The 13,420-nt window shown below is 61.9% G+C and carries 12 protein-coding genes; 10 read left to right on the top strand and 2 right to left on the bottom strand.

The window, feature by feature from the left end:
• Positions 1-47: 47 nt before the first annotated feature.
• Both RE432_RS15205 and dusA read left to right on the top strand, forming a co-directional pair.
• A complete protein-coding gene (locus RE432_RS15205; RefSeq protein ID WP_310934348.1) occupies positions 48-2,042 on the top strand; it encodes a GAF domain-containing protein in 1,995 nt (664 codons plus the stop codon).
• Positions 2,043-2,104: 62 nt separating this feature from the next.
• A complete protein-coding gene (gene dusA / locus RE432_RS15200) occupies positions 2,105-3,109 on the top strand; it encodes a tRNA dihydrouridine(20/20a) synthase DusA (protein ID WP_310934347.1) in 1,005 nt (334 codons plus the stop codon).
• Here dusA and RE432_RS15195 read toward each other — a convergent pair.
• Positions 3,103-3,564, bottom strand: a complete 462-nt coding sequence (locus RE432_RS15195) for a CBS domain-containing protein (RefSeq protein WP_310934345.1) — start codon at positions 3,562-3,564, stop codon at positions 3,103-3,105. The two genes, dusA and RE432_RS15195, sit on opposite strands and share 7 nt — an antisense overlap.
• The gene (locus RE432_RS15190; protein ID WP_409079889.1) at positions 3,548-4,822 is read right to left on the bottom strand and encodes a YihY family inner membrane protein; all 1,275 of its coding nucleotides are present in this window, start codon (positions 4,820-4,822) and stop codon (positions 3,548-3,550) included. Before RE432_RS15190 ends, RE432_RS15195 begins: the two co-directional genes overlap by 17 nt.
• Before the next feature lie 207 nt (positions 4,823-5,029).
• On the opposite strand from RE432_RS15190, the gene RE432_RS15185 reads away from it, so the two are divergent.
• From RE432_RS15185 to asd, 8 genes are all read left to right on the top strand, one after another.
• Positions 5,030-5,422 carry a DUF2069 domain-containing protein gene (locus RE432_RS15185; RefSeq protein ID WP_310934343.1) on the top strand — a complete coding sequence of 131 codons (393 nt, stop codon included), beginning with the start codon at positions 5,030-5,032 and terminating at the stop codon, positions 5,420-5,422.
• Positions 5,422-6,900: a protein adenylyltransferase SelO family protein gene (locus RE432_RS15180; RefSeq protein WP_310934340.1), complete on the top strand. Its 1,479-nt coding sequence runs from the start codon at positions 5,422-5,424 to the stop codon at positions 6,898-6,900. The genes RE432_RS15185 and RE432_RS15180 overlap by 1 nt, the downstream gene beginning before the upstream one ends.
• An 80-nt stretch (positions 6,901-6,980) precedes the next feature.
• Positions 6,981-8,039: a chorismate synthase gene (aroC, locus tag RE432_RS15175; protein ID WP_310934339.1), complete on the top strand. Its 1,059-nt coding sequence runs from the start codon at positions 6,981-6,983 to the stop codon at positions 8,037-8,039.
• A gap of 52 nt (positions 8,040-8,091) precedes the next feature.
• Positions 8,092-8,913: a M48 family metallopeptidase gene (locus tag RE432_RS15170; RefSeq protein WP_310935192.1), complete on the top strand. Its 822-nt coding sequence runs from the start codon at positions 8,092-8,094 to the stop codon at positions 8,911-8,913.
• Positions 8,914-9,097: 184 nt separating this feature from the next.
• The gene (gene leuC / locus RE432_RS15165; RefSeq protein WP_310934338.1) at positions 9,098-10,501 is read left to right on the top strand and encodes a 3-isopropylmalate dehydratase large subunit; all 1,404 of its coding nucleotides are present in this window, start codon (positions 9,098-9,100) and stop codon (positions 10,499-10,501) included.
• 9 nt (positions 10,502-10,510) lie between these two features.
• On the top strand, positions 10,511-11,161 hold the full coding sequence (gene leuD, locus RE432_RS15160; RefSeq protein ID WP_310934336.1) for a 3-isopropylmalate dehydratase small subunit: 651 nt from the start codon (positions 10,511-10,513) through the stop codon (positions 11,159-11,161).
• Between the two features lie 8 nt (positions 11,162-11,169).
• Positions 11,170-12,246: a 3-isopropylmalate dehydrogenase gene (gene leuB, locus RE432_RS15155; RefSeq protein ID WP_310934335.1), complete on the top strand. Its 1,077-nt coding sequence runs from the start codon at positions 11,170-11,172 to the stop codon at positions 12,244-12,246.
• Between the two features lie 43 nt (positions 12,247-12,289).
• Entirely contained in the window at positions 12,290-13,420 is a 1,131-nt protein-coding gene (gene asd, locus RE432_RS15150) for an aspartate-semialdehyde dehydrogenase (protein ID WP_310934334.1), read from the top strand.

The raw sequence follows: 13,420 nt of genomic DNA, 5'->3' as shown, positions 1-13,420 counted from the left end.
CACACATAAAAAACGACAATAAATGTTTATTTGATTAGGTTGCGTCCATGGAAGATCTCAGCACCGGCCATCAGGCGGATGCGCTCTGCGCCGAGACCCTGGAGGCGGTCCTGCGCCTGTTGAGCCAGGATGCAGAGCGCCAGGCCTTGGCGGGCCTGCTCGACCAGGTCCGGGCGATGCCGTCCGCAGCCGCGCGGGCGCGCCTGGTGGGCAGCCTGGAAATGGGGATCGCCCTGAAAGAACGGTTCGAGCAGCATCAACTGCGCGAACGCGGCCTGCTTGCCCTGATCGAAACTGCCCAGGACCTGACGGCCATTACCGATCTGGACCAGGTTTTGCAGGCCATCGTGCAGCGCGCCCGCAAGCTCGTGGGGTGCGACGTCGGTTATCTGTCGATCTACGACGAGCAGCGGGGCGATTTCTACGTGCGGGCTACCGCCGGCGCTTTCTCGGAAAAATTCCGGCAGATCCGTATTGGGCGAGAGGTCGGTATTTGCGGGTTTGTGGCGCGCAATCGTACGCCTTACGCTTCGTCCGACTATGGCCTGGATGAACGTTTCCTGCACACCGGGTCGGTGGATTCGGCCGTGCTCGACGAGAACATCAAGTCGATACTGGGTGTGCCGCTGCTGGCCGGCGGGCAAGTCATTGGCGTGCTGTTCGTGGGGGACCGCTATGTCCGTTCCTACATCGCCTGGGAAATGTCCATCCTGTCGACGCTGGCGGCCCATGCCTCGGTGGCGATCGGCAATGCCCGTTTGTTTGAACAGGCCGAGCTTGCCTTGCAGCAGGCCAGTGCGGCCAACGCCTTGTTGACGCGCCAGACCCACGACACCCGCGCCGCGGCCGAGGCGCACGAACAACTGACGACCCTGGTCGCCCGGGGCGGGGAGCTGCGCGATATCTGCCTGATGGTATCCGACCGCCTGGGCGGTTATGTGGCCGTGTGCGATGAAACCGAAAGGACGATCTGCCACTCTGGGGGCGGGGCGCAGGCCTTTCCTTTGCTGGCGGACAGATCGGCCGCCACGGTCGACTGGCTCGACGACACCTTGCATGTGACCCTGGATGAAAGCCGCCGGCAAGGGCGCTCCGTCGTCGCGTTTTCACTGCCTTCGCATGTATGCCGTGTTTGTGCGGTGGTGGGCGGCAATGGCCTGCTCGGCGGCCTGATCATCCACACCCGGACCGAACTGAATGACGTGGCCGTGCGCATTGTCGAGCGCAGCGCCACGGTGACCGGCGTTGTCTTGCTGCTCAAGGAAAGAAGGGAGTCCTCTATGCTTTCCGATATCCCCATTGTTGTACGCGGGCTGGTTCACCGGCCGCAAGGCATGCTGGCAAAGCTGGCGCTGCAGGCATCGGCATTGGGGCTTGACCTGGCGCAGCCCGTCTATCTGACTCAACTGCGTCATCGGGACCTGGGGGCCGGCCATCTGGTCAAGCAACTGCGCCTCAGGCTGAAGGCGCCGGGCGTCCTGATCGACGAGGTCGGCGAGTCCTTGCTGGTCCTGTCCAGTCAGGACCCGGCCGCCGGCCTGCAGTCGACGCTGCTGCGCTTCTTCAGCGAGTTCAACGGGCATTTCTGGGGCGTGGTGTCCGAGCCGGTGGGCGACCCTGCCAGCCTGCCAGAGGCCTTTCAGGCCGGCACGCGGTGCCTGGACCTGATGGCTGCGCTGGGCCGGGACAGGGCGATGCTTCATGTGCGCGATCTGCTGCTGTACTCGCCGCTGCTGGCGGGCGCGCCGGGGCCGCATCTGGACGGCTTTCTGCGCACCAGCCTGGAAGGGCTTTTTGATCCCCGGGATGCTCGCAGGGTCGAACTGGCCAGGACGCTGCTGGCCTACCTGGACAACAGCTATAACGCCCGCCTTGCCGCCAGCGCGATGGCGATCCATATCAATACTTTTCGGCAGCGCCTGGAGTCGATCGACGCCATGCTGGGCCCGTGGCGCAAGGCGGGTCGCGCCCTGGACATCCATATGGCTTTGCGTTTGTGGTGCTTGCGCGACGGCTGGACGCCGGATGCCGGGTCCGGCTAAGTTCAGCTACACCTAAGTTCAGCTACACTTTAGCCGCGATGACGAAAGCAGATTCACACCCCATGCAGAACAGCCCGGAAAGCCGCGGCGATTGGCGCCTGTGCGTCGCGCCCATGATCGATGTGACCGACAGGCATTGCCGGTATTTTCATCGTTTGCTGGCGCCCCAGGCTCGCCTGTATACCGAAATGATCACCACGGGCGCGCTGCTGCACGGCAATGTGGCCAGGCACCTGGATTTCGACCCGGCCGAAGAGCCGGTCGCCCTGCAACTGGGCGGCAGCGAGCCCGAAGCGCTGGCTGAATCGGCGCGCCTGGGCCAGCAATGGGGCTATAACGAAATCAATCTTAACTGCGGATGTCCGTCGGAGCGGGTGCAGCGCGGGGCGTTTGGCGCCTGCCTGATGGCCGAGCCCGATCTGGTGGCCGATTGCATCAAGGCCATGCAGGACGCGGTATCCATACCCGTCACGGTCAAGCACAGGCTGGGCCTGGACTATGACGATACTTACGGTTTCGTGCGCGATTTCGTGGGCAAGCTTCACGACACAGGCTGCCGCGTGTTCATTGTGCATGCGCGCAATGCCGTCCTGAAAGGGCTGTCGCCCAAGGACAATCGCGAAATACCGCCCTTGCGCTACGAAGCGGCGGCCCGGCTCAAGGCGGATTTCCCCGACAGCGTATTTGTGCTGAACGGCGGCATTGCCGAAACCGGCCAGGCGCTGGGCCTGATGCAGCAGTTCGATGGCGTGATGCTGGGCAGGGCTGCCTGGCATCACCCCGGCATATTGTCGGAGATCAGCCGGGCGCTGGCGCCCGACGCCCCGCAGCCCGAACCCGCGCAGGTGGTCCAGGCCATGCAGGCCTATGCCGGCCGGGAGGTGGAAAAAGGGGTGCCTTTGCGCATCGCCGTGCGCAGCATGCTGGGGTGGATGAGCGGACGGGCGGGTGCGCGCCATTGGCGGCGCACCTTGTCGGACCCGGCCTTATTGAATCAGAACGATGCCCGTTTGCTGGAAAAGGCCTGGTCGGACCTGGTGCTGCGCACCAGCGATGGCGCCTACTGAGCGCTGGCGACTTCGGAATCGCCCGGCCAGTCGCGGATATAGGCCTTGAGCATATTGTTTTCGAACTGCTGCGCCGCCACGATGGCCTGCGCCATATCGTAGAAGGAAATCACGCCCATCAGCGTCGGGCCGTCCATGACGGGCATGTAGCGGGCGTGCTTTTCGAGCATCAGGCGCTGCACTTCTTCGAAACTGGTGTTGGGCGATACGCTGACGGGCGCATCGTCCATGACGCTGCGCACGGTGTTGGCCCCGGTGTTGCCCTGGTTGTCGTGCAGGTGGCGGATGATCTCGCGAAAGGTCAGCATGCCGGCCAGTTCGCCATGATCCATGATGACCAGCGAACCGATGTCCTGCTCGCTCATGGTTTCAAGGGCCTGCAGAATCGACGTGTCAGGTGTGGCGGTATATAGCGTGTGCCCTTTCACGCGTAGAATTTCACTGACTTTGAGCATCGTTGTTCTCCTGTGTGTCCCCGTGCGACACGGTAAGCTTATTTTGCACCATCCGGGGGCTTTCGGGTAGTGCCCCTTCTTGTTCGAAAAGCGTTGCCAGCCGTATGTCTGGCTGTGTCAAAGACACAGAAATGGCTTCAAGAAGTAAATGTTCGTCGTCCAGGCCCGGCTGACCGCGGTCCAGCAGCAGGGCATCGATCAGCGGGCCCAGGGTGGCTTCGCGCTGATCGAAGGACAGCACCCATTGGTCGGCGTCGTCCCCTTCGGTGTCCACCACATAACCCAGGTCTTTCAATGCAGACAGTACGTTGGCCACGTCATCCTGGTGCAGTTGCAGGTGGGCGCACAGAAAGCGCATGCTGCGCCCGCGCGGCAGGCTGTCCTGGGCCTGCCACAGTGTGTGCAGAATGCGTATGGCATGGACGAGTTTTCCGCCCGGATAGCGCTGCATGGCCCAGCGCCGCAGCCGCAGGTCGGGCAGGGTGGCGGCCACCGTGGCGCCCAGTAGTATGACCAGCCACGACAGGTAGATCCAGAGCAGGAAGATGGGCAGCGTGGCGAAAGCGCCGTAGATGACGGTGTAGGACGGGAAGCGGGTCAGGTAATACGCGAAGCCCACGCGCATGATTTCCAGCACGATGGCGGTGCCGAAGCCGCCCGCCAGCGCGTCTTTCCACAAAACGCGGCGGTTGGGAACGAATACGAACAGCGCGGTGAACCCCAGCCCGGTGGCCAGTAGCGGAATAAGGGACAGCGCAAAGCCGATGATGGTGGGCAGTTCGTCGACATGGCCGAGCGATTCGCGCGCGAGCATGGATGTGGCCCACAGGCTGGCGCCGGTCAGTATCGGCCCCAGCGAGATGATCGCCCAATAGACCAGCATGCGTTGCTGTAGCGGCCGTTGCCGTTCGACCTGCCAGATGTTGTTGAAGGCCTCGTCGATGGTCATAATCAGCATGACCGACGTCACAATAAGAAACAAACTGCCCACCGCGGTCAAGCCCGAGGCTTTTGCGGCGAACTGGTTCAGGTAAAGCATGACGTTGTCGGAGACCGACGGCGGCATCAGGCTGGTGGTCAGGAAGTTTTCCAGCGCAACCCGGAACTCGGCGAACAGGGGAAAGGCGGTGAACAAGGCCAGCACCACGGCCAGCAGCGGCACAATGCTCAGTACCGTGGTGAAGGTCAGGCTGGAAGCGACCTGCGTCAGTTTCTTTTCGGCGGCCCGCCGCAGCGCGAAGCGCGTGATCTTGCGCATGTTGGATGCGCTGCGCAGCGGACCGTCGGATGCTTTGGAACGCGGCAAGGCGCGGGGCGTTTTCTTGCTGGACGCCTGTGATGGCGCGGCGTCAGGCGATGTGGATGCGGGGCTGTCGTTCTCGGGATGCATGGCGACGATAAAAAACCTTTTCGTTCCGGGGCAATGTTCAGGCAGCGCAGGCCTCTTTCGAGTCATAATACCAGCATGACTACGCAATTGAACCCTGTGTTGCGCCATGGCGCCTCGATATCGCTGATCGCATTGATTGTTTTATGCCTGCTCTGGGAGCTGAAAATAGCGCCTTTGCGGCCAGGCGGATCCCTGCTTGCATTGAAGGCACTGCCTTTGCTGCTGCCCTTGCGCGGTGTGCTGAAAGGGCAGCTTTACACCTTGCAATGGGCTGCCATGCTGATTCTGCTTTACTTCATGGAAGGGGTGGTCAGGGCGTGGTCCGACCCTTCGCCCCTGTCCGCGTGGATGGGGGGGCTGGAAATCCTCTTTTCACTGGTGTTCTACCTGTGCGCCATTTTTTATCTGAAGCCAGCCAAACGCGCCGCCAAGCAGCGTGCGGCCCAGCGCGAGGGCAAGGTGTCCTGATGATTGATGCTATCCGGGATCTGAAGGTAGCGAACTCATTTGCCGGCCTGCCGCCGGCGTTCTATACCCGCCTGGCGCCGCAGCCCCTGAATCAGCCCAGGCTGCTGCACGCCAATCCGGAGGTGGCCGCCTTGCTGGGCTTGTCGCCCCAGGCATTGCAGGACCCCGATTTTCTGGATGTGTTTTCGGGCGCTGCCGCCTTGCCCGGCGGCGAAACACTGGCCGCCGTCTATAGCGGCCATCAGTTCGGTGTCTGGGCCGGGCAGTTGGGGGATGGCAGGGCGCATTTGCTGGGCGAGGTCGCCGGGCCCGCGGGGCCTTGGGAACTGCAATTGAAGGGCTCGGGGCGGACGCCTTATTCGCGCATGGGCGACGGGCGGGCGGTGCTGCGCTCGTCGGTGCGCGAATACCTGGCCGGCGAGGCCATGGCGGGGCTGGGCATACCGACGACACGGGCGTTGGCGCTGGTGGTGTCCGACGATCCGGTGTATCGGGAAACGGTCGAGACCGCCGCCATCGTCACCCGGGTGTCGCCCAGCTTTGTACGCTTTGGCTCTTTTGAGCACTGGTCGGGTTCACCCGAGCATCTGCGTGCCTTGCTCAATTATGTGGTGGACCGCTTTTATCCGGAATGCCGCGATGCCGCCGGCGGTGAAGCCGCCGCCGAACAAGATGTCGTCTTGCGTTTCCTTAGGGCGGTGGTCGGCCGGACCGCCAGGCTGGTGGCCGATTGGCAGACAGCGGGGTTTTGCCATGGGGTCATGAATACCGACAATATGTCGATTCTGGGCCTGACCATAGACTATGGTCCTTACGGCTTTATGGACGCCTTCCAGGTCAATCATATTTGCAATCACAGCGATACGCAGGGGCGCTACGCCTGGAATGCGCAGCCGTCCGTTGCCAACTGGAACCTGTACCGCCTGGCCAGCGCCTTGCTGGGCCTGGGCATCGCGGCCGATGCATTGAAAAGCGAGCTGGAGCAGTTTGAATCGGTCTTTCTGCAGGCCTATCGCGGCAATCTGCGCAACAAGCTGGGCCTGATGCGCTGGGAAGACGGCGACGACAATCTGCTGGACGACTGGTGGCGACTGCTGCATACGCAGCGCGCGGATTTCACCTTGAGTTTTCGTGCGCTGGCGACGGCGCCGCAGCAACGCACGCCGTTTCTGGCTCATTTCACAGCGGATCAAGAAGCCGCCAATGCCTGGCTGGACCGCTACATTGAACGACTGGCGCAAGACGGGCGCGCCGATGGCGAGCGCATTGCGCAAATGAATGGCGCGAATCCGGTCTATGTATTGCGCAACCATTTGGCGGAAGGGGCGATCCGGGCGGCCGCCCAGGGCGATGCCGGCGAAATCGGTACCTTGCTTCGGCTGCTGCGCGACCCCTATACGGCGCAGCCCGGCTTCGAGGCCTATGCCTCGGCGCCGCCCGACTGGGCAAGCCGCTTGGAAGTCAGTTGCTCGTCGTAAGCGGCCGTCATCCGTCCGCGCAGCTTGTTCACAATAATTTAATAGAATCGATGTTTCGCTTAAGGTAAAAAAGCATCACTATGTCAGGCAATACGCTAGGTAAAATCTTCTGTGTCACGAATTTCGGGGAATCGCATGGCCCGGCCATCGGGGCTGTGGTCGACGGCTGCCCGCCGGGTCTTGCGCTGAGCCAGGCCGATATCCAGCTGGAACTCGACCGGCGCCGCCCCGGCACCTCGCGGCACGTGACGCAGCGCCAGGAGCCGGATCAGGTTGAAATTCTGTCGGGGGTGTATGAAGGCGTGACCACGGGTACGCCCATCGGCTTGCTGATACGCAATGCCGATGCACGCAGCAAGGATTACAGCAATATTGCCGACACGTTTCGCCCCGGGCATGCCGACTACACGTATTGGCGCAAGTTCGGTGAACGCGACCCCCGCGGCGGGGGCCGTTCATCGGCGCGCCTGACGGCGCCGACGGTGGCAGCGGGGGCGATTGCCAAAAAATGGCTTGCCCAGGCGCACGGGATCACGGTGCGCGGCTACATGAGCCAGTTGGGGCCGATTTCCATTCCCTTTCTGTCGTGGGACGAGGTCTCGGGCAATCCCTTCTATGCGCCCAATGCGCAGGCCGTGCCCGAGCTTGAAGCCTATATGGATCAATTGCGGCGCGATGGCGATTCCATCGGCGCGCGCATCGAAGTGGTGGCCGAGGGGATGCCGGCAGGCTGGGGCGAGCCCCTGTACGATCGCCTGGACGCCGATATTGCGCATGCGATGATGGGTTTGAATGCCGTGAAGGGCGTGTCCATAGGCGCCGGTTTCGACTGCATTGCCCAGCGCGGCTCAGAGCATGGCGACGAAATCACGCCCGAGGGCTTCCTGACGAATCACGCGGGCGGGGTGCTGGGCGGCATTTCGTCCGGGCAAGCCATTACCGTATCCCTGGCCATCAAGCCGACGTCCAGCATACGCATCGAGCGCAAGTCGATCAATCGGGCCGGCGAACCGGTGCAAGTTCAGACGCTGGGGCGGCACGATCCCTGCGTGGGCATACGTGCCACGCCTATTGTCGAGGCCTTGCTTGCCATTGTGCTGATGGACCACGCGCTGCGCCATCGGGCCCAGTGCGGATAAGACATCAACCTGCCAGAAAAGGAGCATCAGTACTGTGAAAAAAAATCAATCAATGACCCGCAGGGTGTTTGCCGCCGGCCTGATCGCGGCGGCTGTGACACTGGGCGGTTGCGCAGCCGTGCAGACCACGGATTCAGGCACTGTTGGCGTCGATCGCAAGCAATATATGTCCGGGATGGTGTCCGAAGCGGCCTTGCAGCAAGAGGCCAACCAGCAATACACTACCCTGCTTGCGCAGGCCAAGGCCCAGGGCGCGCTCGACAGGAATGCCGCGCAGACCAAGCGCGTCCAGGCTATTTCCCAGCGGCTGATCAAGCAGGTCGGCGCCTTCCGTCCCGATGCCGCCAATTGGAACTGGGATGTGCATGTGCTCAGTTCGGACGAGGTCAACGCATGGTGCATGCCGGGCGGGAAGATCGCCGTCTATACCGGCCTGATCGACAAGATCAAGCCCACGGATGCCGAACTGGCGGCCGTCATCGGCCACGAGATGGCGCATGCCCTGCGCGAACACGCACGCGAGCAGGTATCGCAGCAGATGGTCACCGATATGGGCTTGTCGGTCTTGTCGGCGGTGACCGGCATTGGCGCCACGGCCGATCTGGGCGGGGCCTTGAGCAAGGTGATGTTTACGCTGCCCAATAGCCGGACACACGAGACCGAGGCCGACCGCATTGGCGTCGAGCTGGCCGCGCGGGCCGGCTACGATCCGCGCGCGGCGGTCACGCTGTGGCAAAAAATGGGGGCGCTCAGCGCCGGCAGCGCGCCGCCTGAATTCCTGTCGACCCACCCGTCCGCCGCCAGCCGGTCTTCCGACCTGACCGAGGCGGCGAACAAGGTCATGCCCTTGTACCAGAAGGCGGGCGGCAAATAAAAAAGCGGTGTTGGCAGACCGCTGATATCGGGCTGAATCGCTGATCCTGGCGATTCAGCCCGCGCTGTTTGTGGGCGCTGGCTGTCACTATTGATACCAGTATAAAAACTTGTCTTGTACCAGGTTTGAGCACTGGCATAATAAGCGCATAGTTTTCCTGTTCAATTTCTCAAAGAGCACTGTCATGGCACAAACCTTGTACGACAAACTTTGGAACGCGCACGTTGTGCACCAAGAGACGGACGGCACCTGTCTGCTGTATATCGACCGCCACCTGGTGCATGAAGTCACCAGTCCGCAGGCCTTCGAAGGCTTGCGGCTGGCCGATCGCAAGCCGTGGCGCATCAGCGCCAACCTGGCCGTTGCCGATCACAACGTACCCACCACGGCCCGCAACGAGGGCATCCATGATCCTATTTCACGGCTGCAGGTCGACACCCTGGACGACAACTGCGAAAAATACGGCATTACCGAATTCCGCATGAATGACCGGCGCCAAGGGATCGTGCACATCATCGGGCCCGAGCAGGGCGCCACGTTGCCGGGGATGACGGTGGTTTGCGGCGATTCCCACACCAGTACGCACGGCGCGGTCGGCACGCTGGCATTCGGTATCGGCACCTCCGAGGTCGAGCACGTCCTGGCCACACAGACGCTGCTGATGAAGAAAAACAAGAACATGCTCATCAAGATCGAGGGCGAGCTGCCTTTTGGCTGCACCGCCAAGGATCTGGTCTTGTACGTCATCGGCAAGATCGGCACCGCGGGCGGTACGGGCTATGCCATCGAATTCGGCGGCAGCACCATGCGGTCGCTGTCGGTCGAAGGCCGGATGACGGTCTGTAATATGGCCATCGAAGCCGGCGCCCGTTCCGGCATGGTGGCGGTCGACCAGAAAACCATCGACTATTTCCGCGGCCGTCCTTATGCGCCCACCGGCGCCTTGTGGGATCAGGCGGTGCAATACTGGCGTACGCTGCATTCCGACGAAGGCGCCGTGTTCGACCGCGTCATCGAGCTGGACGCGCGCGAGATCACCCCGCAGGTTTCGTGGGGCACGTCGCCGGAAATGGTGCTGCCCGTGGATGCGCGCGTACCCGACCCCGACAAGGAAAAAGACGATGTGCGGCGCAACGGCATGGAGCGCGCGCTTGAATACATGGGCCTGAAGCCCAACACGCCGCTGACCGACATCAAGGTGGACCGCATATTCATCGGCTCCTGTACCAATGCGCGGATTGAAGACTTGCGTGCCGCGGCGGCCGTCGCCCGGGGCAAACGGGTGGCCTCGTCGGTCAAGCAGGCCATGATCGTGCCGGGCTCCGGCCTGGTCAAAGAGCAGGCCGAGCAAGAAGGCCTGGACAAGATCTTTCTGGCTGCCGGCTTCGAGTGGCGCGAGCCGGGTTGTTCCATGTGCCTGGCCATGAATGCCGATCGCCTTGAACCGGGCGAACGCTGCGCGTCGACCTCGAACCGCAACTTCGAAGGCCGCCAGGGCCAGGGCGGGCGCACGCATCTGGTCAGCCCGGCCATGGCCGCCGCCGCCGCCATTGCCGGCCACTTTGTTGATATACGAAATTTTCGATAGGAAGCCATCATGCAAGCCTTTACCACCCATCATGGCCTGGTCGCACCGCTGGACCGTGAAAATGTCGATACCGACCTGATCATTCCGAAGCAGTTCCTCAAATCCATCAAGCGCACGGGTTTCGGCCCCAATCTGTTCGACGAGTTGCGCTATCTGGACCACGGCGAGCCGGGCATGGACAATAGCAAGCGTCCGCTCAACCCTGATTTTGTGCTGAATCAGCCCCGTTACGAAGGGGCCTCGATTTTGCTGGCGCGCAAGAACTTCGGCTGCGGCTCCAGCCGCGAGCATGCGCCCTGGGCGCTGACGCAATACGGCTTCCGGGCCATTATCGCGCCGTCCTACGCCGATATTTTCTTCAACAACAGCTTCAAGAATGGTCTGTTGCCCATCGTCCTGCCCGAATTGCAGGTGGCGCGCCTGTTCGACGAGGTCAAGGCGTTCGCGGGCTACAAGCTGCGCATCGATCTGGCCAGGCAGGTTGTCATTACCCAGGATGATCGCGAGCTGGCTTTCGATATCGAGCCCTTTCGCAAGCACTGCTTGCTGAATGGCCTGGACGATATCGGCCTGACCTTGCAGAAAGCCGACTTGATCCGCTCTTTCGAGGCTGAACGCCTGGCCCGCCATCCGTGGCTCGAATCGCGTCCCATCGCATAGGAAAAACAATGACTCACAAGATTGCCGTATTGCCAGGTGATGGCATTGGCCCTGAAATCACCGAGCAGGCAGTACGCGTATTGACTGCGCTTGGCCTTGACCTGGATCTGCAAACCGCCGCGGTAGGCGGTGCCGCCTATGAAGCCCAGGAGCATCCTTTGCCCGCCAGCACGCTGGATCTGGCCAGGCAGTCGGCCGCCATCCTGTTTGGCGCCGTCGGCGATTGGAAGTACGACAGCCTGCCGCGCGAACTGCGCCCGGAGCAGGCGATTCTGGGCCTGCGCAAGGCCCTGGGCCTGTTTGCCAACCTGCGCCCGGCCATTTTGTATCCGCAACTGGCCAATGCCTCTTCGCTGAAGCCCGAAGTGGTGTCGGGCCTGGATATCCTGATCGTGCGCGAGCTGACGGGGGACATCTATTTCGGCCAGCCGCGCGGCGTGCGCGAGGTGGCCGACGGGCCGTTCAAGGGCGAACGCCAAGGCTTCGACACGATGCATTACGCCGAATCGGAAATCAGGCGTATTGCGCATGTGGCCTTCCAGGCGGCGCAAAAACGCAACAAACGGCTATGCAGCGTCGACAAGGCCAATGTGCTTGAAACGTCGCAGTTCTGGCGCGACATCATGATTTCAGTGTCCGGTGAATATCCTGATGTCGAACTGTCCCACATGTATGTCGACAACGCGGCCATGCAGCTTGTCAGGGCGCCGAAAGCGTTCGACGTGATCGTGACGGGCAATCTTTTCGGCGATATCCTGTCCGACGAGGCGGCCATGCTGACCGGTTCGATCGGCATGCTGCCCTCGGCATCGTTGAATGCATCGAACCAGGGCCTGTACGAGCCCAGCCATGGCTCGGCCCCCGACATTGCAGGCAAGAATCAGGCCAACCCGCTGGCGACGATACTGTCGGCCGCGATGTTGTTGCGCTACTCCTTGAACGAGGCCGGGCAGGCGGACCGCATTGAGGCAGCGGTGCAGGCCGTTCTGGAGCAAGGTTTGCGTACCGCCGATCTTTATGAAGCCGGAACTACCCGGGTTTCCACCACTGAAATGGGCGATGCCGTGCTGAAAGCATTAAAATAATGTGTCAGACTAGCACTTTTACCTTTTTTTAAGCGACAGCAACATGAACCAAGCAGTAGGTTTAGTCGGTTGGCGCGGCATGGTGGGTTCCGTCCTCATGCAGCGCATGCGCGACGAAAACGATTTTTCCCTGTTTCAGCCGGTGTTTTTTTCCACCAGCAATGCTGGGGGCGCTGCCCCTTCGTGGGCGGACGGAGCCGGTCCCCTGCAAGATGCCTACGATATCGATGCGCTTAAAAAACTGCCTGTCATCCTGACCGCCCAGGGCGGCGATTACACTTCCGCGGTGTATCCCAAGCTGCGCGCCGCAGGCTGGCAAGGCGTCTGGATCGACGCGGCCAGCACGCTGCGCATGGACGATGACGCCATCATTGTGCTGGACCCCGTCAATCGTCCGGTCATCGACAAGGCGCTCAAGCAGGGCGTCAAGAATTTCATCGGCGGCAATTGCACGGTCAGTTGCATGCTGATGGGGCTGGCTGGCTTGTTCAACCAGGACCTGATCAAGTGGATGACCAGCATGACCTATCAGGCCGCTTCCGGCGGCGGAGCGCAGCACATGCGCGAACTGCTTACGCAGTTTGGCCTGCTGAACAGCCAGGTCAAGCCGCTGCTGGACGACCCCGCTTCCGCCATTCTCGAGATTGACCGCGGCGTCCTGACCGCGCAGCAAGACCCCAATCTGCCTCAGCAGCACTTTGGCGTGCCGCTGGGGGGCAACCTGATTCCCTGGATAGACAAAGACCTGGGCAACGGCGTGTCGCGCGAAGAATGGAAGGCCGAAGCCGAGACCAACAAGATTCTTGGGCGCGGCAAAGCTTTCGGCAAGCCCGTCACGCCTATCGATGGCTTGTGCGTGCGCATCGGCGCCATGCGCTGCCATAGCCAGGCGCTGACGATCAAGCTGAAGAAAGAGGTGCCTATGGATGAAATCGCCGACATCATCAGCAAAGGGTCCAGGTGGGCCAAAGTCATTCCCAATGAACGCGAGGCCAGCATGCACGAGCTGACTCCTGTTGCGGTCACCGGCACGCTCGATATTCCGGTGGGGCGTCTGCGCAAGATGTCCACCGGCACGAATCAGATCAGTGCGTTCACCGTGGGTGATCAGCTACTATGGGGGGCGGCTGAACCGCTGCGTCGCATGTTGCGAATAACTTTGGGTGAACTGTAA

The sequence above is a fragment of the Pusillimonas sp. SM2304 genome (assembly GCF_031628915.1).
Lineage (GTDB): Bacteria > Pseudomonadota > Gammaproteobacteria > Burkholderiales > Burkholderiaceae_B > Pusillimonas_C.
Note: the sequence above shows the minus strand (reverse complement) of the source record. Positions and strands in the feature narration are given on the sequence as shown.